The 19,762-nt window shown below is 61.8% G+C and carries 20 protein-coding genes and 2 pseudogenes; 12 read left to right on the plus strand and 10 right to left on the minus strand.

What is annotated here, in order from left to right:
• Positions 1-293: 293 nt before the first annotated feature.
• From KDB76_RS24375 to KDB76_RS24400, 6 genes and pseudogenes are all read left to right on the plus strand, one after another.
• Positions 294-899 (plus strand): CDP-alcohol phosphatidyltransferase family protein, encoded by a 606-nt coding sequence (locus tag KDB76_RS24375; protein WP_013974233.1) that lies wholly within the window; start codon positions 294-296, stop codon positions 897-899.
• Between the two features lie 30 nt (positions 900-929).
• On the plus strand, positions 930-2,684 hold the full coding sequence (locus KDB76_RS24380) for a bifunctional alpha/beta hydrolase/class I SAM-dependent methyltransferase (RefSeq protein ID WP_038410148.1): 1,755 nt from the start codon (positions 930-932) through the stop codon (positions 2,682-2,684).
• Positions 2,685-4,148, plus strand: a complete 1,464-nt coding sequence (locus KDB76_RS24385) for a phosphatase PAP2/dual specificity phosphatase family protein (protein ID WP_024087746.1) — start codon at positions 2,685-2,687, stop codon at positions 4,146-4,148.
• Complete coding sequence (locus KDB76_RS24390; protein WP_013974236.1) at positions 4,145-4,576, plus strand: hypothetical protein; 432 nt, start codon at positions 4,145-4,147, stop codon at positions 4,574-4,576. The genes KDB76_RS24385 and KDB76_RS24390 overlap by 4 nt, the downstream gene beginning before the upstream one ends.
• A 10-nt stretch (positions 4,577-4,586) precedes the next feature.
• A pseudogene (locus tag KDB76_RS24395) lies at positions 4,587-5,201 on the plus strand (lysophospholipid acyltransferase family protein); the annotation flags it as partial.
• Between the two features lie 9 nt (positions 5,202-5,210).
• Entirely contained in the window at positions 5,211-6,143 is a 933-nt protein-coding gene (locus KDB76_RS24400) for a phosphatidate cytidylyltransferase (RefSeq protein ID WP_013974238.1), read from the plus strand.
• A gap of 123 nt (positions 6,144-6,266) precedes the next feature.
• Here KDB76_RS24400 and KDB76_RS24405 read toward each other — a convergent pair whose 3' ends face one another.
• Entirely contained in the window at positions 6,267-6,542 is a 276-nt protein-coding gene (locus KDB76_RS24405; RefSeq protein ID WP_003258414.1) for a metal/formaldehyde-sensitive transcriptional repressor, read from the minus strand.
• 70 nt (positions 6,543-6,612) lie between these two features.
• Between KDB76_RS24405 and dmeF the strand changes: the two genes are divergently transcribed.
• Positions 6,613-7,566 carry a CDF family Co(II)/Ni(II) efflux transporter DmeF gene (gene dmeF, locus KDB76_RS24410; protein WP_013974239.1) on the plus strand — a complete coding sequence of 318 codons (954 nt, stop codon included), beginning with the start codon at positions 6,613-6,615 and terminating at the stop codon, positions 7,564-7,566.
• 96 nt (positions 7,567-7,662) lie between these two features.
• Positions 7,663-8,007 (plus strand): cupin domain-containing protein, encoded by a 345-nt coding sequence (locus tag KDB76_RS24415; RefSeq protein WP_003258412.1) that lies wholly within the window; start codon positions 7,663-7,665, stop codon positions 8,005-8,007.
• Between the two features lie 154 nt (positions 8,008-8,161).
• Here KDB76_RS24415 and KDB76_RS24420 read toward each other — a convergent pair whose 3' ends face one another.
• The 3 genes and pseudogenes from KDB76_RS24420 to KDB76_RS24430 form a co-directional block, all read right to left on the minus strand.
• Positions 8,162-8,884: a CatB-related O-acetyltransferase gene (locus KDB76_RS24420; protein WP_038410149.1), complete on the minus strand. Its 723-nt coding sequence runs from the start codon at positions 8,882-8,884 to the stop codon at positions 8,162-8,164.
• 213 nt (positions 8,885-9,097) lie between these two features.
• Positions 9,098-9,520 (minus strand): NAD(P)-binding domain-containing protein, encoded by a 423-nt coding sequence (locus KDB76_RS24425; RefSeq protein WP_013974240.1) that lies wholly within the window; start codon positions 9,518-9,520, stop codon positions 9,098-9,100.
• A 28-nt stretch (positions 9,521-9,548) separates the two neighbouring features.
• Positions 9,549-9,662 (minus strand): annotated as a pseudogene (locus KDB76_RS24430) (methylmalonate-semialdehyde dehydrogenase); the annotation flags it as partial.
• Between the two features lie 274 nt (positions 9,663-9,936).
• On the opposite strand from KDB76_RS24430, the gene KDB76_RS24435 reads away from it, so the two are divergent.
• Positions 9,937-10,425 (plus strand): type VI secretion system tube protein Hcp, encoded by a 489-nt coding sequence (locus KDB76_RS24435; RefSeq protein ID WP_013974242.1) that lies wholly within the window; start codon positions 9,937-9,939, stop codon positions 10,423-10,425.
• 10 nt (positions 10,426-10,435) lie between these two features.
• Entirely contained in the window at positions 10,436-10,588 is a 153-nt protein-coding gene (locus tag KDB76_RS24440) for a hypothetical protein (protein WP_212632287.1), read from the plus strand.
• Positions 10,589-10,733: 145 nt separating this feature from the next.
• Here KDB76_RS24440 and KDB76_RS24445 read toward each other — a convergent pair whose 3' ends face one another.
• Complete coding sequence (locus KDB76_RS24445) at positions 10,734-12,038, minus strand: IS1380-like element ISPa33 family transposase (protein WP_038409882.1); 1,305 nt, start codon at positions 12,036-12,038, stop codon at positions 10,734-10,736.
• A 160-nt stretch (positions 12,039-12,198) separates the two neighbouring features.
• On the opposite strand from KDB76_RS24445, the gene KDB76_RS24450 reads away from it, so the two are divergent.
• A complete protein-coding gene (locus KDB76_RS24450; RefSeq protein WP_349254005.1) occupies positions 12,199-12,930 on the plus strand; it encodes a hypothetical protein in 732 nt (243 codons plus the stop codon).
• Between the two features lie 529 nt (positions 12,931-13,459).
• Here KDB76_RS24450 and mmsB read toward each other — a convergent pair.
• Together mmsB and KDB76_RS24460 are read right to left on the minus strand one after the other, a co-directional pair.
• A complete protein-coding gene (gene mmsB, locus KDB76_RS24455; RefSeq protein ID WP_013974244.1) occupies positions 13,460-14,347 on the minus strand; it encodes a 3-hydroxyisobutyrate dehydrogenase in 888 nt (295 codons plus the stop codon).
• A gap of 10 nt (positions 14,348-14,357) precedes the next feature.
• Positions 14,358-15,884 carry a CoA-acylating methylmalonate-semialdehyde dehydrogenase gene (locus KDB76_RS24460; RefSeq protein WP_013974245.1) on the minus strand — a complete coding sequence of 509 codons (1,527 nt, stop codon included), beginning with the start codon at positions 15,882-15,884 and terminating at the stop codon, positions 14,358-14,360.
• 132 nt (positions 15,885-16,016) lie between these two features.
• Between KDB76_RS24460 and KDB76_RS24465 the strand changes: the two genes are divergently transcribed.
• Positions 16,017-16,967 carry a LysR family transcriptional regulator gene (locus KDB76_RS24465; RefSeq protein WP_013974246.1) on the plus strand — a complete coding sequence of 317 codons (951 nt, stop codon included), beginning with the start codon at positions 16,017-16,019 and terminating at the stop codon, positions 16,965-16,967.
• 278 nt (positions 16,968-17,245) lie between these two features.
• Here KDB76_RS24465 and KDB76_RS24470 read toward each other — a convergent pair whose 3' ends face one another.
• The 3 genes from KDB76_RS24470 to KDB76_RS24480 are packed head-to-tail and all read right to left on the minus strand — an operon-like array spanning position 17,246 to position 19,576.
• Positions 17,246-17,737: an OmpA family protein gene (locus KDB76_RS24470; protein ID WP_023661427.1), complete on the minus strand. Its 492-nt coding sequence runs from the start codon at positions 17,735-17,737 to the stop codon at positions 17,246-17,248.
• A gap of 4 nt (positions 17,738-17,741) precedes the next feature.
• Positions 17,742-19,013 (minus strand): diguanylate cyclase, encoded by a 1,272-nt coding sequence (locus KDB76_RS24475; protein ID WP_013974248.1) that lies wholly within the window; start codon positions 19,011-19,013, stop codon positions 17,742-17,744.
• Complete coding sequence (locus KDB76_RS24480) at positions 19,010-19,576, minus strand: YfiR family protein (protein WP_024087750.1); 567 nt, start codon at positions 19,574-19,576, stop codon at positions 19,010-19,012. The genes KDB76_RS24475 and KDB76_RS24480 overlap by 4 nt, the downstream gene beginning before the upstream one ends.
• Positions 19,577-19,762: the final 186 nt, after the last annotated feature.

The raw sequence follows: 19,762 nt of genomic DNA on the forward strand, positions 1-19,762 counted from the left end.
CGAAGCAGGCACCGCGATTGATGGCACGGGCTTCGCCCGTGTTCGCGGGTGAACCTGCTCCCACAGGATGTGTGGTATCTCTCGGCTGGACACTATACCTGTGGGAGCGGGCGAGCCCGCGAAGCAGGCACCGCGATTGATGGCACGGGCTTCGCCCGTGTTCGCGGGTGAACCTGCTCCCACAGGATGTGTGGTATCTCTCGGCTGGACACTATACCTGTGGGAGCGGGTTTACCCGCAAAGAAGGCTCACACACAATGGCGCCATAACGCCCCACCGAAAAGGACTTTCCAGTGGCATCGATCTACCAGCTCAAACCGCACTTCCAGGCCATGCTCCGCCCTGCTGTCCAGCGCCTCCATGACCGCGGTGTCACCGCCAACCAGGTCACTGTCGCCGCCGCCCTGCTGTCAATCCTGCTGGGCCTGCTGCTGGCTGCCCTGCCCCATCTCACCTGGCTGTTCATCCTGGTGCCAGTCTGGATGCTGCTGCGCATGGCACTGAACGCTGTCGACGGCATGCTCGCCCGCGAGTTCGGCCAGCAATCCACCCTCGGTGCCTACCTCAACGAACTGTGCGACGTGATCGCCGATGCCGCGCTGTACCTGCCCTTCGCCCTGCTGGCCGGTGTATCGCCAACCTTGGTCGTGCTCGTGGTGCTCAGCGCCACCTTCAGCGAATACGCCGGTGTCATGGGCCCACTGGCCGGTGCTTCACGGCGCTACGATGGCCCAATGGGCAAGAGCGACCGGGCCTTTGCCTTCGGTGTGCTGGGTACCGGTGTCGCTCTAGGCCTGCTGAATGGCACCTGGCTCAACGGCTTGTTGCTGGTCATCCTCGCACTCTCGCTCTATACCCTCTACAACCGGGTTCGCCAGGGGCTGGCCGAAACCCGCTGAGCCCACTGCCGTCGCAAAAGGATGTCGACCATGCGCCAAGCGCAAGCGCTGCACTTCTCCACCCATGACGGCGTCGAGCTGCATTACCGTCACTGGCCTGCCACGCGTAACCAACACCAGCCACGCCGGGCCGTGGTGATGTTCCATCGCGGCCACGAACACGGCGGGCGCATGGCACACCTGGCCGACGAGCTGGACATGCCGGGCTACGATTTCTTCGCCTGGGATGCCCGCGGCCACGGCCATTCGCCGGGCGCGCGTGGCGACAGCCCGGGCTTCGCCACCAGCGTGCGCGATGTGCAGACCTTCATCGAGCACATCCAGGCCAGCCATGGCATCGCCGAACAGGACCTGGTGGTGCTGGCGCAGAGCGTAGGGGCCGTGCTCGTGGCCACCTGGGCCCACGACTACGCGCCCAAGGTGCGCTGCCTGGTGCTGGCCTCGCCAGCGTTCAAGGTCAAACTGTATGTGCCGTTCGCCCGCACCGGCCTGAAACTGCTGAAAGCCTTGCGCGGAAACTTCTTCGTAAACAGCTACGTCAAGCCCCGCCTGCTCACCCACGACCCCGAACGGGTCATGTCGTACGTGGCCGACCCGCTGATCAGCCGGCCGATTTCGGTGACCATGCTGCTGGGCCTGTACGAAGCCGCCGACCGGGTGGTGGCGGATGCCCAGGCCATTCAGTTGCCAACCCAGCTGCTGGTGTCCGGTGCCGACTTCGTGGTCGAACGCCAACCGCAGGAACGCTTCTTCGAACGCCTGGGCAGTGCGCGCAAGGAAATGCACATCCTGCCAGGCTTTTTCCACGACACCCTTGGCGAGCGTGACAGGGCCCATGCCTTGCGGCGCATCGAGCGGTTTGTCGAACATTGCTTCGCCAGCCCCGCCGCCCTGCCGTCACTACTCGATGCCGACAAGATCGGCGCCAGCTGCGCCGAAGCCGAAAGCCTGGCCGCACCGCTGCCGCGCAACTCGCCCCGCGACCTTTACTGGCGTGCTACCCGTGCCGGGCTGCGGCTGGGCAATGGGCTGTCCGAAGGTGTGAAGCTGGGTTTCGATACCGGTTTCGACTCGGGCAGTACCCTGGACTACGTGTACCGCAACCAGCCGACCGGCAAAGGCAAGCTCGGCCGCCTGATCGACCAGAACTACCTCGACGCCATCGGCTGGCGTGGCATCCGCCAGCGCAAGCTTCACGTAGAGGAACTGCTGCGCCTGGCCATCGTCCGCCTGCGCGAACAGCAGCGGCCGGTGCACATCGTCGATATCGCCGCCGGCCATGGCCGCTACATTCTCGAGGCCCTGCAGGAGCTCGAACAGCTGCCGGATTCGATCCTGCTGCGTGACTACAGCGAACTGAACGTGCAGCAAGGCAGCGCACTGATTGCAGAAAAGGGCCTGGCCGACATCGCCCGCTTCGTCCAGGGCGATGCCTTCGACCGCCAGAGCCTGGCCACCCTGGAACAACCACCGACCCTGGCCGTGGTCTCCGGCCTGTACGAACTGTTCGCCAGCAACCAGTTGGTAGGCAACTCGCTGGCCGGCCTGGCGGATGCGCTGAAAGATGGCGGCTATTTGGTCTACACCGGCCAGCCGTGGCACCCGCAACTGGAAATGATCGCCCGCGCCCTCACCAGCCACCGCGGCGGGGAGGCCTGGGTGATGCGTCGCCGCAGCCAGGCCGAAATGGACCAGCTGGTAGAAGCGGCCGGGTTCCGCAAGCTGGCCCAACGCATCGATGAATGGGGCATTTTCAGCGTCAGCCTGGCACAACGGGTGCGCTGAATGAGCCCATCACGCGAGCCCCGGCTGATCCGCCGAGGCGTGTTCTGGCTTCTGTTGCTGGGGCCGCTGTTTTTCCTCAGTTACGGGCTGGCGAACAACCATACCGCCGGGCGCAGTGATGTCGGCAGCCTGGTGTTCGGCTGGGAAAGCCGCATGCCGTTGTGGCCGTGGACGATCATCCCGTACTGGTCGATCGACCTGCTCTACGGTTTGTCCTTCCTGCTGCCACGCACGCGCCAGGAAATGGACCGGCACGCGCTGGCGCTGCTCACCGCGCAGCTGATCAGCGTCAGCTGCTTCCTGCTCTGGCCGCTGCGTTTCACCTTCGAGCGGCCGGAACTGGGCGGGGTGTTCGGCTGGATGTTCGATGTGCTCATGGGCTTCGACAAGCCGTTCAACCAGGCACCGTCGCTGCATATTGCCCTGCTGGTGATCATCTGGACGATGTTTGCCCGGCACGTGCAGCGCCAGCCCTGGCGTTGGCTGATGCATGGCTGGATGGCACTGATCGGGGTGTCGGTGCTGACCACCTGGCAGCACCATTTCGTCGACGTGCCGACCGGGGCATTGGCGGGGTTCGTCTGCGTCTGGTTGTGGCCACATCAAGGGCAACTGCCCTGGCAGCAGGTGCGCCTTGCGCGGGATGCCAAGCGTTGGCGGTTGGCGTTGTTCTATACAGTGGGTGGGCTGCTGTGCGCAGTGCCTGCCGTTGCGTTGGGCGGCGCCTGGCTGTGGTTGACCTGGCCGGCCGTGTCGCTGGCTTTGGTGGCGCTGAACTATGGCGTGCTCGGTGCAGGCGGGTTTCAGAAAGGCGCCGATGGGCGCTTGTCGAATGCAGCCAGCTGGCTGCTGGCACCGTACCTGATTGGGGCGTGGGTCAACTCGCGGTTGTGGACCTGGCGGCACCCGCAGGCGGATGAAGTGTGTGATGGCGTCTACCTTGGGCGGATTCCTGGGTGTGGCGCGCAGTTCGCTGCGGTGGTCGATTTATGCGCAGAACTACCGTGCATTGTTGGCCGCCCTGTCGCGGACACTTGTGGGAGCGGCCTTGTGTCGCGAAAGGGCTGCGAAGCGGCCCCAGATTTTCAGCTTCGCAGCAGATATTGCTGGGTCCGCTTCGCGGCCCTTTCGCGACACAAGGCCGCTCCCACAGGGTCCGCGTCAGCCGGTCAGGCAGCGCATGGCTACGCATGTTTTCCTACCTTGGACCTGATCGCCCCGGAAAGCCCATTGCTGCACCAAGCCGCCGTCGCCATCGAACGCCTGCGCTCGCAAGGCCCGGTGCTGGTCTGCTGCGCCCTGGGCTATTCGCGCAGCGCCAGCGCCGTGGCAGCCTGGCTGGTGCTCACGGGCCGCTGCAGTGATGCTCGCCAGGCCGAAGCGCTGATCCGCAAGGCCCGCCCTGGCGTGGTGCTGCACAGCGCACACCGCCAGGCCTTGCAACAGCTAGGGACACAACCATGACGCTGTACGTGGTGGCCAGCCTGCTGGGCCGAGGCAAACAACTGGAACGCCTGTCGGACGGCCTCACCCTGCTGGCCCTGGCCTACGGTTTGGCGCCCTTGCTGGGTGCCCAATTGCAACCGCTGGCCAGCCTGCTGTGCATTGCGCTGCTGGTACTAGGCGTGCTGCACAAGTACTGGGCCGTCCGTGTGGCCATCGATGCCCAATTGTTCGCCCGCCTCGCCGCCAGCCGCGACCTGGCGGCGGACACCCAGGCCCTGGACCACGCACTGTTCGAGCTGAAACTCAAACCGCAGGCCGCCGACACCCGAGCATGGCCTGCCCGTAGCCGGGCCGCGCTGGCCCTGTTGCGCCGCCAGGCAGTGTGCCTGGGCCTGCAGCTGTCGCTGGCCTTGGCTACCCTGCTGACACTGCCTTTGAAGGGATGACTACCGATCCATGCTCGCCAACCTGACCGCCTACCTCATCACTTCCGCCGCCCGCCTGATCACCGGTGCCCGCGCCCTGTGGCTGGGCTGCACGCCGCTGCCGGTGCAGCGCCTGTATTTCGCCAACCACAGCAGCCATGGTGATTTCGTGCTGCTGTGGGCCTCGCTGCCGCAGCCGCTGCGCAAGCGTACCCGTCCGGTAGCCGGTGCCGATTACTGGGCCAAGCCGGGTATTCGCGATTTTCTTATCCGCAAGGTGTTCAACGGTGTGCTGATCAACCGGCAACACAGCGCCGGCCAGGGCAGCCCGTTGCAGCCGATCCTCGAAGCAGTGGCCCAGGGCGACTCGCTGATCTTTTTCCCGGAGGGCACTCGCAATCTCGGCGACGAGCCGCTGATGCCGTTCAGGAGCGGGCTGTACCACTTGGCAGCAGCCAACCCCGAAGTCGAACTGGTGCCGGTATGGATCGCCAATCTCAACCGGGTGATGCCCAAAGGTCGCGCCCTGCCGTTGCCGTTGTTGTGCACATTGAGCTTTGGCGAGCCGCTGCACCTGCAGGCGGATGAAAGCAAGCAAGCCTTTCTCGAGCGGGCCAGCCGGGCCTTGCTGAACCTGGCCCCAAGGATGCCTGAGATGGACGACAACACCCTTTCCCTGTTTGCCGGCATCGGCGCCCTGCTGCTGCTCGCCAGCGTGATCGGCCGCCTGCTCAAATGGCGCGCCGGCCCGGCACCGCACGCGGTGATCGACAACCTCAACGCCCGCATCAACGCCTGGTGGGTGATGGTGCTGGTGATCGGCATCGCCTTCCTGTTCGGCAAGTACGGCGTGATCGTGCTGTTCTACGGCGTGTCGTTCTATGCCTTGCGCGAGTTCATGACGCTCACCCCGACCCGGCGCAGCGACTACCCGGCGCTGGTGGCGGCGTTCTATGTGGCGCTGCCGGTGCAATACGTGCTGATCGCCATGGACTGGTACGGGTTGTTCAGCATCTTCATCCCGGTGTACCTGTTCCTGTTGCTGCCGATCCTGGCCAGCTTCGGCGGCGACACCACGCGCTTTCTCGAGCGCGCCTCGAAGGTGCAATGGGGGCTGATGATCGCGGTGTACTGCGTGTCGTCGGTGCCGGCATTGATGACCCTGGACATCCCGGGTTACGAGGGCCGCAACCTGCTGCTGATTGCCTGGCTGATCCTGGTGGTGCAGATCAGCGACGTGCTGCAGTACGTGTGTGGCAAGCTGTTCGGCAAGCACAAGGTAGCGCCCAACCTGTCACCATCCAAGACCGTCGAAGGCCTGGCCGGCGGCGTGGCGCTGGCCACCCTGATCGGCGCCCTGGTGTGCTGGATCACCCCGTTCACCTTCTGGCAGGCCGCGCTGATGGCGTTGGCGGTGAACGCCATGGGCTTCTTCGGCGGGCTGGTGATGTCGGCGATCAAGCGCGACCGTGGGGTGAAGGACTGGGGGCACATGATCGAAGGCCACGGCGGCATGCTCGACCGCATGGATTCGGTGTGCTTTGCCGCGCCGGTGTTCTTCCACTTTGTGCGGTATTGGTGGGCGTAATCATACCCCTTGGGGGTATAGAGGCCCCTGTAGGAGCGGCCTTGTATCGCGAAAGGGCCGCAGAGCGGCCCCAGGACTCCAGCAGTGGTGCACAAATTGCTGGGGCGTGCCTACCCACCTAATTCACTTGAGGTACGACCGCAGCAACGTCGCCACCTTGTCCGCCTCGTCCTGCCGCTCCTCGGCACTCAGCCCGTCCGCCACCAGGTGTTCGCGGATATGCCCTTCCATCACTTCGGCCATCAGCCCGTTCACCGCACCGCGCACGGCGGCGATCTGTTGCAGTATCGCCAGGCAGTCCTTGTCCTGCTCCAGCGCTGTCTCCAGGGCGGCGGCCTGGCCTTTGATCTTGCGCACCCGGGTCAGCAGCTGCTTCTTGCTCTTCAGGGTATGTGCCATTGGGTTTCACACCATGCTAGGTATACTGGGGTATAGTATATTTCTCGACGTTCCGGGAGCATGATAAACCATGGCGACACAAACCTCAGACCGCTGGCAGCACAGCCACCAGTTCCATACCAGCAACCTGAGCGCCGAGCGCAAGACGCGCCTGGCCGTGTGGCTGACCGCAGTGATGATGGTGGCGGAAATTACCGGGGGCTGGTTCTTCAATTCCATGGCGTTGCTGGCCGACGGCTGGCACATGAGCTCCCACGCCCTGGCCCTGGGCCTGTCGCTGCTGGCCTATGCCGCCGCGCGGCGTTATGCCGGCGACCGGCGCTTTGCCTTCGGCACCTGGAAGATCGAGATTCTCGGCGGCTACTCCAGCGCCCTGCTGTTGCTGGGCGTGGCCGGGTTGATGGCGTTCCAGTCGGTGCAGCGCCTGCTGGCACCGGGGCCGATCCATTATGACGAGGCGATCTTCATCGCCGCCGTGGGCCTGGCCGTCAACCTGATCTGCGCCTGGCTGCTGCGTGACGACCATCACCATCACGATCACGATCATCACCACCATGGCCACGACCATCACCATGACCATGACCATGGCCACCGTCACCACGACCTGAACCTGCGCTCGGCCTACCTGCACGTGATGGCCGACGCCGCCACCTCGGTGCTGGCTATCGTTGCCCTGCTGGCCGGCAAGTACTGGGGCGCCGGGTGGCTCGACCCGGTCATGGGCCTGGTCGGTGCGCTGCTGGTGGCGCTGTGGGCCCGCGGGCTGCTGCGCGATACCGGGCGGGTGCTGCTGGATGCGGAGATGGACGCGCCGGTAGTGGAAGAAATCCGCGCGGTGGTCGCGCAACTGCCGGTGCCGGCCAGCATCACCGACCTGCACGTGTGGCGCGTGGGCAAAGACCAGTACGCCTGCATTCTCGGCCTGGCCGCCTGGGCCGAACTCAGCGCCGACAGCGTGCGCCAGGCCCTGGGCGTACACGAAGAACTGGCGCACATCACCGTCGAGGTCAACCGCCTGGCATAGCGCGACCAGACAGCTGGACGTCGAGCCCAGGCAACTGCGGCTCGGCCGATGGCCCTATGGTGACGAGTCATTCAGCCAGTCACCAGGAGTTGTGCCATGTCCGATTTCATCACCGTCCTGCGCGAAACCTGCCCGACGCCGGTCGTGGACGCCACCAAGTGGAAGCGCATCGGCGGCGATCCGCACACCGTCAACCTCAACGCCTACCTGTCGGCCGACGGCAGCAAGATCATGGGCACCTGGATCTGCACTCCGGGCAAGTTCGAGGTCAACTACGAGAAGTGGGAGTTCTGCCACTTCCTCGATGGCTACTGCATCATCACCCCGGAAGGCGAAGAGCCGAAGCACCTGAAAGCGGGTGATGTGTTCGTGATCGAACCGGGGATGAAAGGCACCTGGGAAGTGGTCGAGACCGTGCGCAAGTACTTTGTCTTTGCCTGATTCATAAGCGGACTTTGCCGGTCATGTGGGATGCGCAAAAAATCCCACATGACCATGACGCCGCTCAGGTTCAGGCATGATGACCAATGAGTGCGCGAGACGAATAGTATCCTGCCGCAAGTATGATAGTAGCCTTTGGCACATCTCCGCTCGACTACGAGCGGTCACTCTTCAAGAGTTTTACACCCTTCTGAGAAAGACAAACGACTCTGTAGTTTACTTTGTCTCGTGAGGTACGACTTTCGATAGACCTCAGGAACTTTTTCGGGTCTGCCAAATTCAGCTCTCTCAAGGTAGCGGTATCCAAATCCCACCACTCGCTGTCCATGAGCCTGACAATGATATCTTCAGCATGTCGATACTTGATGACTTTGGCCGGATTCCCACCCACGATCGCATACGGCGGCACATCACGCGACACCAAAGCCTTGGTCGCGATAATGGCTCCGGTCCCGACCTTCACGCCTGCAAGGACAGTGGCTCCGGCGCCAATCCATACGTCGTGGCCTATCTGGGCAAGCGCTTCTTCAGCTCGATACTCCAGATTTCCTCCATCTTCATACTGAAATGGATGGGTACTTACCCAGGAGGATGGGTGTGTGTGTTTCTCTTGACCAATGACACAATCAGAGCCAATGGAGCAGAATCGACCTATGGAAGATACAAATGAAAGATGGGTACCACTTCTTATATAGGTGTAAGCACCAATTCCGACTTGGGAAGAACGAATTTTTATATGACCTAGTTGAACATATCCCTCTAGATCAGCACTGGCATACTTACTGAATGTTGAAGGCCCGGCAGCAATCTTACCCCCGTGAGACCTGACTATTCGCTTGTAGCGAGCGGCTTTGATTGACTCTATTATCTTGAACATAAAGATGGCTCAGGTTTCCCTATCTGGAAACCGTAGCAAATTGACATCTTGGGTTGAAGATGTTGTTGCCTGCGCAAAGTCAGTAAACTCATCAAAATACGTGGGAAAAATCTGAGCGCCCGGCAGCAAAAAAAATCGCGGATCAGACGCCCTTCCCTCTGGTGCGCAGTTACAGAGGGAAGGCCGCCTGGCCCGCGACGAAGTACACGCTCGTCAATCCTTCTTGCGGTAACCCTCGACGATCGCCGAGAAGTCCTTGCCACCCTCGCCGCGCAGGCTCATGGCCTGGTACAGCTGCTGGGCCACGGCCCCCAGGATCACCGGTTGATGCGCCTGGCGTGCAGCCTCGGTGGCCAGCCCCAGGTCCTTGAGCATCAGCTCGGCGCCAAAGCCACCGGTATAGCCACGCGATGCCGGCGCATCGCCCATGTCCACGCCCTTGGCCGCTGCGGCCTTGGACACATCACGCGCAGTCTGCGGGTCGATGGTGCTGCAATTCACGGTCGGCGTGCCGGGGCGTATGCCGGCCAGCACGGCCTTGTTCAAGTCGAACAGGTTCAGTTGGTGCCCGGCCTTGATCAGGTTGCGGGCCCTGGGTGCCCCCATGTTGCCCAGGCCGATGAATGCGATACGCATGACGTACTCCTTAACGCAGGCCGATGGCTTAACGCAGGCTGATGGTGGTGTTCACACCGTCGTTGACGCTGTCGTCATCGAACCAGCGGGCGGTGACGGTCTTGGTCTGAGTGTAAAACTGCACCACTTGCTTGCCGTACGGATGAGTGAAAATTCCCACATGACTCTGTTCGCAATTAAACATGATGAATAAGGCAACCAGGAGTTGAATAAACATCATCCTATTGCAAGGGTAACAGTTACATTTTTTGACATATGAATTCAGCTTTCCCCCTTCATTTGTAGTCCATTTCTGAACTGCACCTCTTCATCCCCTGAAGTATTGCCCCCGACTCATCGCAGGCCTAGGCTCTGCAAATCAGCCGGGTCACCGGGCAGCAATACCCAATTGATTCAATTGCCAGGGAGAAGAAAACATGGCTTTCGACGCCTACATTCAGATCGACAACATTCCAGGCGAAGCACTGGACAAGCAATACAGCAAATGGATTGAAGTGCTTGGCTACGATTTCGGCGTCAGCCAAAGCACATCTGCCACTGCAAGTTCTACTGGCGGAGCCACTTCCGGCCGTACCTCTGTCACCAACTTCACTTTCACCAAATACCTCGACAGTGCCAGTTGCAAACTGATGGAAGCCAGTTGCACCGGGCAGCACCTCAAGGAAGTGAAACTGGCACTCTGCCGCGCGGGTGGTGACAAACTCAAGTACTACGAAATTATCCTCGAGGAAGTGATCATCGCCGAGTATTCGCAGAGCGTGGACACCGGCGTACCGCTTGAAGTAGTGCAGCTCAACTACGGCCGGATCAAGACCACCTATACCCAGCAGCGGCGCATTGATGGCGCCGGTGGCGGCAATATCGCCAGCGGCTGGGACCGGATCGGCGACAAAAAATACGCGTGAGGACAAGCCTATGTCTGAAGCCCGGGCGTTTCTCAATCTCAAGCTGCAAAACTATCATAGGCTGAAATCCGACCTGGCGCTGACCGGTTATTCCCTGGAAAAGTTTGACGTGCTGAATTCGCACATCGCCAATACTGTGGTCCGTAGCCCGGATTTCTCATGAGGCCGGCAGGCGTGGCCGGTGAAGCCTCGGTGTATCAACAACCTGCCTTCCACCGCTAAAAATTGATCGTTTTTTATTCAATTCCCGCGTATGGGGCGCACTGCCCCCTTTCCCCCATTGAGCCGGGCCGGGGGCGCCCGCCTGTTCAGGTCGGCTTGAGGCGGGCAACCAGCCCCGCAAAGAGTTCCTGATGCGGATAGGCCTCGCTGATCAGCACGCGGATGCGCCGGCTGTTGCGAATGATCACCGCACCGATCTTGAGCAGTTTCAAGCGCAGGTTATGGATGCTCATGCGCGCCAATGCGGTGCCCTGGAGATGATCGCGTAGCCGTTCGAACAGCACATAGGCAAAGGCCGACAGCATCAGCCGCCACTGGTTGGTCCACCAGCGTGGGCTGGAGGTGCGGTCGGCGAACAGATCCAACTGTTGGTCCTTGATCCGATTCTCCATGTCGCCACGGCCGCAGTAGTCTTCGTAGTACTGCTGGGCAGCATCCTCGGCAAAGCGGGACACGACGATGAAGCGTGGATTGGCACCCTGCTCGCCATGTTCCAGGCGCGACACGACCAGGCGGCGCCTACGCCAACTACCGGCCTGATAGAGGAAGCGATACACGCCGGACATCTTCTGCCCGGTTTCTTGGTAGGCCTCGGCGACAGCTTGCATGGCCGGCGCCGCCATCCGCTGCAGGCGGGTGTTGCGGGCCAGACCCACCACATAATCCACCTGCTTGCGGTCACACCAGTCGAGCATGCGATGTCGGCAAAAACCGCCGTCACCGCGGAACACGATGCGGGTCTCTGGCCAGAAGCGGCGAATGAACTTGACCAGCAGTGCCAGGATGGCCCAACTGTGTCGGGCGCCATCGATGTTGCTCGGGCGCAAATAGCTCACCAGCAGATGGCGACCACAGAACACATAGAGCGGCAGGAAGCAGTAATGGTCGTAATAGCCATGGAAGAAGCGCCCTTCCTGATCACCATGCACCGGCACATCGGTCGCATCGAAGTCGAGCACGATCTCAGCCGGCGCCTGGTCATGCTGGGCGATGAAGTGCTCCCACAGCAGGCGATGGGCTTGCACCACCGTTTCGCGATCGGCTTGCTGTTCCAGGCGCCCCAGAGTGGATTTGCCGGCCAGCGGTTGCAGGCGGTTGACCGCAGTCTGCAGCGCGTAGTCATGGCGCAGGCCGTCATGATCGTTGAGATCCTCGTAGCCGGCGGCCAGTGCATAGATACGCTGGGCGAGCAGTGTCTGCAGTCCGTGCTGGACACGCCCAGGATCACGCCGATCGGGAACGATTTTGGCCAGGCGGCGGGTCAAGCCATGTTGCTGGTCGACCTCGCGCAGCAGCAACAAGCCCGCATCCGAGGTGATGTGACCACCGGTGAAAGAGGCCTCGACGAGGCGGCGAGAGAGGGGTGAAAAGTGGAGTTTTTCTGGTAGCATTTTGTGCGCGGCTGAAGACTTATGGGGCTTTGTTTGGCGACAAGAATCATAAGGCTTTCAGCCGTTTTTGTTTATGCGGTCATGAGAAATCCGGGGTAGCGGTGAACTTATCATCATCGGCGATCCCACCACGGCTTCCTGCACCAGCCAGGAAGCCTGGATGATGAGACAGGCGACGATTGCGCACATGGGGCTGATGCGCAACGGCCAAGGTGTGGATAACTTTTCCCTGGATAATTTCGAGACCTTGAAGAGCCTCATCGCGCATGCATCTGTGGGCGCTGGTGTAGTCAGTGAAGGGTGGAGCAAGCACCTGAAAGCTATCGAGGCCACCTTGATGGATATCGAGAAGCTGCATCAACAGCATCTCGGGTCAGGGGCCATGGCGGCTCGCGATCAGTTCTATGCAAAGCGTGCCGTCTTGTTCATGAAGTTGGATGAGCAGCTGAACAAGCTGGCGGCTTACGGTTCCGGGATAAGGAACAAAGGCTCGATCAAAAGGACGCTGGGGATATCCACAAAGAGTTATTTGCATACCGGCGAGATTGCAGGATATGCCAACAAAGTCTCAGGCGTGGCGACGGCTGCTAATTTGATCAAGAAAGGAACGTATGTAGGGATTGCATTAGACGTCGCTGCCACGGGCCTGGAGATACATAAAGCCTGTACGCTCGGACGCGAGGAGGAATGCAAAAAGGCGCAGTATGTCGAGGTTAGTTCATTAACCTTGGGCTTGTTGGGTACTACTGCTGGGGCAGCCAGTGGCAAGCTTATTCTTGGTGCTGCTTGCAGCGTGGTGTTTGGCGTAGCGACAGGTGGAACCGGAGCACTCGCTTGTGGGATATTCGGCGGTACAGTGGGGGGGAATGGCAGGCGGAAAATTTGGGAATGAAGCAGGCGCCTGGGCTGGGGAACTTCTATACGAGGCAGTAGCAAAATGACAATCATGCACTGGATTTTTTTAGTCTACAGCATGACAGTCACAACTTTACTTTTCTTGAACCTGGCATTAACAATATATATCGCTCATCGCAAAATTGATTACATTGAAGGATTTTTATTAAATTGCAATGCAATAACCGGCGAAAAAAAACTCTGGCTACATGCTGGCCTGATGGGAAAATTCTTTCGACTAACGAACATATCATTCATACTACTCATTCCTAAAATCTATGCACGAAAAAACCTCATTGACATCAAGGAAATAAATAATCTACCTTCAAAAATCAAGACCCTCCTAATCTTCATAGGCTCCTCGCTTTTGATATTGACTATCGCATTTTTTGGTTTGGGAGTTTTCATGTATTACTTACCCCCCTTGCCTAAATAATGCTCAAAAAACATCGCAGTACGGGCCCCCTCCCCTCTGGTGCGCAGTTACAGAGGGAAGGCCGCCCGGCCCGCGATAAAGTCCTCGCTCGTCAATCCTTCTTGCGGTAACCCTCGACGATCGCCGAGAAATCCTTGCCACCCTCGCCGCGCAGGCTCATGGCCTGATACAGCTGCTGGGCCACGGCACCCAGGATCACCGGTTGATGCGCCTGGCGTGCAGCCTCGGTGGCCAGCCCTAGGTCCTTGAGCATCAGCTCGGCGCCAAAGCCACCGGTATAGCCACGCGATGCCGGCGCGGTTTCGATGATGCCCGGCCACGGGTTGTAGGTGTCCGAGCTCCAGCAACGCCCGGTCGAACTGTTGATGATGCCGGCCAGCACCTTGGTGTCGATGCCCAGCGCATTGCCCAGGGCCATGGCCTCGGACACGCCTATCATCGAGATGCCCAGCAGCAGGTTGTTGCAGATCTTGGCGATCTGCCCTGTGCCCACTTCACCGCAGTGCACGATGTTGCGGCCCATCTGCTCCAGTACCGGCTTGAGGGTGGCGAACAGCTCGGCGCTGGCACCGACCATGAAGGTCAGGGTGCCTGCCGCCGCGCCGCCGGTGCCACCGGACACCGGCGCATCGCCCATGTCCACGCCCTTGGCCGCTGCGGCCTTGGACACATCACGCGCCGTCTGCGGGTCGATGGTGCTGCAATCCACGGTCGGCGTGCCGGGGCGAATGCCGGCCAGCACGCCGTCTTCGTTCAGGTACACGCTGCGCACATGGGTGGCAGCCGGCAGCATGGTGATCACCAGCTCGCTGTTGGCCGCCGCGTCCTTGGGCGAAGGGCTGATCTGCCCACCCAGTTCTGCCAGCTCGGCCAGCACGGCCTTGTTCAGGTCGAACAGGTTCAGTTGGTGCCCGGCCTTGATCAGGTTGCGGGCCATGGGTGCGCCCATGTTGCCCAGGCCGATGAATGCGATACGCATGACTCTCTCCTTAGCGCAGGCTGATGGTGGTGTTCACGCCGTCGTTGACGCTGTCATCATCGAACCAGCGGGCGGTGACGGTCTTGGTCTGAGTGTAGAACTGCACCACTTGCTTGCCGTACGGGCCGAGGTCGCCGAGCTTGGAGCCACGCGAGCCGGTGAAGCTGAAGAACGGTACCGGGACCGGGATCGGGATGTTGATGCCGACCTGGCCGACGTCGATTTCGCTCTGGAACTTGCGCGCTGCCGCGCCACTCTGGGTGAACAGGCCGGTACCGTTACCGAACGGGTTGGCATTGACCAGGGCGATGGCCTCATCAAGGGTATCGACCTCCAGGGTCACCAGCACCGGGCCGAAGATTTCCTGGGTGTAGACCTGCATGTCGGTCTTCACGCCCGAAAACAGGGTCGGGCCAATGAAGTTGCCTTGCTCGTAGCCCGGTACCGTGACGTCACGGCCGTCGAGTTCCAGCTTGGCGCCTTCCTTGATGCCACTTTCGATCAGACCCAGCACACGCTCCTTGGCGCGTTTGGAGACCACAGGGCCGACATCGGTGCCTGGCTCGCAGCCGGCATTGACCTTGAGCTTGCTGGCCGCTTCCTTGATGTCCGGCAGCCATTCACGGGCCTTGCCCACCAACACAGCCACCGAGGTGGCCATGCAGCGCTGGCCTGCTGCACCGAAGGCGGCACCGACCAGCGCGTTGACGGTTTGCGTGCGGTTGGCATCAGGCAGCACCACCGCGTGGTTCTTGGCGCCCATCATCGACTGCACGCGCTTGCCGTGCTGGCTGCCCAGGTTGTACACGTGGGTGCCCACTTCAGTGGAGCCGACGAAGGAAATCGCCTTGATGTCCTGGTGGGTGCAAATGGCATCCACCACTTGCTTGCCGCCGTGCACCACGTTGAGCACGCCAGCCGGTATGCCGGCTTCCAGCGCCAGTTCAACCAGCAGCATGGTCGACAGCGGGTCCTGCTCGGACGGCTTGAGCACGAAGGTGTTGCCGCAGACGATGGCCATGGGGAACATCCACAGCGGGATCATCGCCGGGAAGTTGAACGGGGTGATGCCAGCGCATACGCCGATCGGCTGGCGCAGGGTGTAGGTATCGACGCCGCCGGCAACGTTCTCGGCGAATTCGCCCATCTGCAGGGTGCCGATGGAGGCGGCGTGCTCGACCACTTCCAGGCCGCGGAAGATATCGCCTTCGGCGTCGGCCAGGGTCTTGCCCTGCTCGGCACTGAGGACCTGGGCGATGCGTTTGGTGTTTTCGCGGATCAGCGCCTGCAGCTTGAGCATGATGCGCATGCGCGCGCCGATCGGCGTGTTACGCCAGGTCTGGAAGGCGCGGTGGGCAGCGGCGACGGCTGCGTCGACTTCTTCGACGGTGGCGAACGGTACGCGCGCCAGCACCTCTTGGGTAGCCGGGTTGACGATGTCGCGCCATTCGGTGGTCTTGGACTCGACCCATTGGCCGTCGATCAGCAGCTTGACCTGCTCGATTTTGGTCTGGTTAGGGGATTGCGGTGCGTTCATCTGCGTTCTCCTTGGAATTATTGTCGGGACGAGATCGCCAGCGCCGTGCAAACGCGAGGTGGCGTCCTGAGGCTTGTTTCGAGTATAGATGTGCAAACATCCAACAAGAACGCACAAAAAAACCGGATCATCATGCAAAAAGACCTTACATCCCTGAGCGCGCTCAACTGGGACGACCTGAAGTTCTTCCTTGAAGTGGCGCGTACGCGCAAGGCCAGCAGCGCCGCCAAACGCCTGAGCGTGGACTACACCACTGTGTCGCGGCGCATCAGCTCGCTGGAGGGGGCGCTGGGCACCTTGCTGTTCGAGAAATCCCGGACCAACGGCTTTGTCCTCACCGCCGAGGGCCAGCGCTTGCTGGGCTATGCCGAGTCGATCGAGAGCACGCTGCACATGGCCTGCGAGCAGGTATCCGGGTCGGGCGTGGCGTTGTCGGGGCATGTGCGCATGGGCTGCACCGAAGGCTTCGGCAGCTTCTTCGTCACCCCGCAGCTAAGCCACTTCGTCGATGCCTACCCGGCGATTTCGGTGGATATCCTGCCGCTGCCGCACTTCATCAGTCTGTCCAAGCGCGAGGCGGACATCGTCATCGCCCTGGAGCGGCCGGAGCATGGGCCTTATGTGTGCTGCAAGCTGTGCGACTACCGCTTGCGGCTGTACGCGACCCAGGACTACCTGGACCGCCATGCACCGATCAACCAGATCGCAGACTTGGCCAAGCACCCGTTCATCAGCTACGTGGACGACCTGGCGTTCAGTTCGGAGCTGCTGTACCTGGCCAACCTGATCCCCAGCGCCAGCGCGCATTTACGCAGTACCAGCGTGATTGCGCAGTACACGGCAGCGTTGCAGGGGCGTGGGCTGGCGATCTTGCCGTGCTTCCTGGCGGCGCAGGACCCGCGGCTGGTGACGGTGTTGCCGGAGGAGATCGAGGTGACACGGCAGTTCTGGATGTATTGCCGGGAGGATTTGAGGAAGTTGAAGCGGATTACGCTGTTGTGGGACTACATCCGGGGGGTGACCGAGGCGAATGCGCCGTTGTTGATGGGGGAGACCCGGGAGATGCGGTTTGCTCAGGAATAAGGGGCTGCGTTGCAGCCCATCGCCGGCAAGCCAGCTCCCACGGATGCAGCGTTGATCTAGAGGTTGTCGCTGTACCTGTGGGAGCGGCCTTGTGTCGCGAAAGGGCTGCAGAGCAGCCCCGGCAATTTGTGCATCTGCGCTAAAACCCCGGGGGTAACACAGATAATGTGGGAGCGGGTTTACCCGCGAAGCAGACAACTCGGTGCATGGCACCGGCTTCGCCGGTGTTCGCGGGTGAACCCGCTCCACAGGGATATCTGATAGCCCGTAGGCTGTGGTCAGTACGAAGCCACCACAATGGACACCCGCCGGTTCTCGGTGCGCCCGGCGCTGGTGCGGTTGTTCGCCACCGGCTGGCTGCTGCCCAGTCCGCGGGACTGGATGTTCTGCGCCGGCATGCCTACCCCGACCAGCGCCTTGGCAACGCTCTGTGCGCGGCGCTCGGACAGCTGCTGGTTATATGCCGCCTTGCCGGACGAGTCGGCATGCCCATCCACCCGCACCCCCTGGATGCCAACGCCGAGCAGCGCCTTGCCAATGCGTTCGACAATCGCCTGGCTCTGGCTGTTGAGGCTGTCCAGGTCGCTGCCGAACAGCACCTTGCCGGACAAATCGTAGGCCCAGCCTTCGTCGGTCGGGGTAAAGCCTTCACGCTTGAGCACGGCAATCTGCTCGGCGGACAGGCCTTTGGGCGGAGCGCTCTGGCAGCCGGTCAGCGCCAGCACGGCGAGCAACAAGGCCCAAAGGGGGAAACGCAAAGCCTGTATCACGGGTTCAACTCCTGTTCTTGATTTCGCTGGCGGACCGTTCCGTCTGCGCCACCTGCCAATGGCCACGGCGTTTGCGCTTGGCCTGGTACATCGCCGCATCGGCGGCATTCAGAAGACTGGCGGGGTCGGCGCCGTCATCCGGGTAATAGGCAATACCGACACTCAACGAGGTGGCGATACTGCGGCCACTGTCCAGCTGCACCGGCAACTTCATGCTGGCAACGATCTTCTCGGCAATGTGCTCGGCGTCCTGGCGCGAATGCAAAGGCGTCAGCAGCACGGCGAACTCATCGCCACCCAGGCGCGCTACCAAGTCGTGCTCGCGCAGTTGGGCACGCACGCGGTCGGCCACGCTGATCAGCACTTCGTCGCCCACCGCATGGCCGAGGGTGTCGTTGATCTGCTTGAAGTGGTCACTGTCGAGGAACAGCAGCGCCAGGTGATCCTGCTGCCGTTCGGCATTGCGCACGCTGCGGCTCAGGCGCCCCTCGAAGAAGGCGCGGTTGGGCAAGCCGGTCAGGCTGTCGTGGCTGGCCTGGTGGGCCAGGGTCTGGTTTTCGTTCTGCAGGTGGCTGTGCCATACCTCCAGCTCATCCAGCAGCGCGTTGAAGTCATTGCCCAGTTCGTTGAGCTCGGCAATCGGCGCCTCCGGCACGCGCCGGTCGAAACTGCGCTCGCGGCGGGCGGCGTGGGCGACACTGGCCAGGCCGCGCAGCGGGCGGACGATATCGCTGAGCAGACGCCGCGACAGGTATTGGGCAGCCAGGGCGCTGAGCACCGTGCAGAACAGGATGCCGGCCAGCCCGCTGAACAAGAACAGCAACAGGCTTCGCCCCTGGCCAACCAGCTCGATGCGCCCGACCTGCTGTTGCTGGTGCGTGATCGGCAGGTTGATCGGCTCATCCAGCAAGGCGGTGGCCACCTGTGCCTCCAGCCGCGCGAGCACGCCGGTATCACTGCGCTGCCAATGCGCCAGCTGCTCGCCTTCGTTGTTGAAGACCCTGGCTTCGGCCACTTCCTCGGTACTGGCGATCAGCGCCAGCGATTCATTGGCGGCAGCGCTGTCGTCAAACACCACCGCCGCTTCCACGGTGTAGCTGATCGAGCGGGCGATCAGGTGCAGGTTGTCGTTGGCGTAGACACGCAGGGCGAGCACGCCCAGCAGGGTCAGGGATATGCCGGCAAGGCCCACGGCGAGCAAGGCGACGCTGAGGTGGCCACGGCCCAACACCGAGCGCAGGGTCGGGCGCACGCCGCGCTTGCGCGTTGGTTTCATGGTTGCACCGCCCGGCGCCGCGACAATTGCAGCACGCTGGGATGAATGTGCACGCCGGAGCGTGCCACCGAGTCCAGGTTGACTTCAAAGGCTACCTGCTGGTCGCTGACCCGCAAGCAGAACAGGCTACCGACCGTGCACGGGTCGTCTGCCTCGCTGATGCTCAGCACCGGGTGGCCACTGACGCGCTCGAACAGCCGGTCGCGCTGGCCCTGGTCGAGTTTGCCAATGTAGATGGCGTCGCAGGCCTGGGCGACCTGGCTATCGTCTGCCAGCAGCCGCCGCACCTGCAGCGGTCGGCCAGACTCCTGCACATGGCCTTTGATCAGGTCATCGGCGTATTCGGTCGGGCCGACCAGGCACAGGCGCAAGGGCGAAGGTTCGACGGGCCAGCGGGCGTAGCTGAAGATGCCCAGCACCACCTGGGTAACGGCCTTGGCACGTTGCTGCGCCTGGGCGGCAGTTATGGCGGGGTCTGCCTGGGCCGGGCCTGCGGAAAGGAACAGGGCGGCCAGCAATAGCGAAAGCACACAGCTCGTCACTCGCCTTGCGGCCACGTTCATGTGGGAAATCTCTTAAGGTCCTTTCCGATATCGGCGCAACGATAGCACATGGCCGCATGCTTGTAGGAACGGCGCGGATCTAATGCGATCCCTGTGGGAGCGGGCGTGCCCGCGAAGCAGGCACCACGGTGGCTGGCACGGGCTGCGCCCGCTCCCACAAGGGATCTCCTATTGGCTCACTACAGG

Origin of the sequence: Pseudomonas sp. JS425, assembly GCF_018223845.1 — a bacterium.
In the GTDB taxonomy this organism is placed as follows: Bacteria; Pseudomonadota; Gammaproteobacteria; order Pseudomonadales; family Pseudomonadaceae; genus Aquipseudomonas; species Aquipseudomonas asiatica.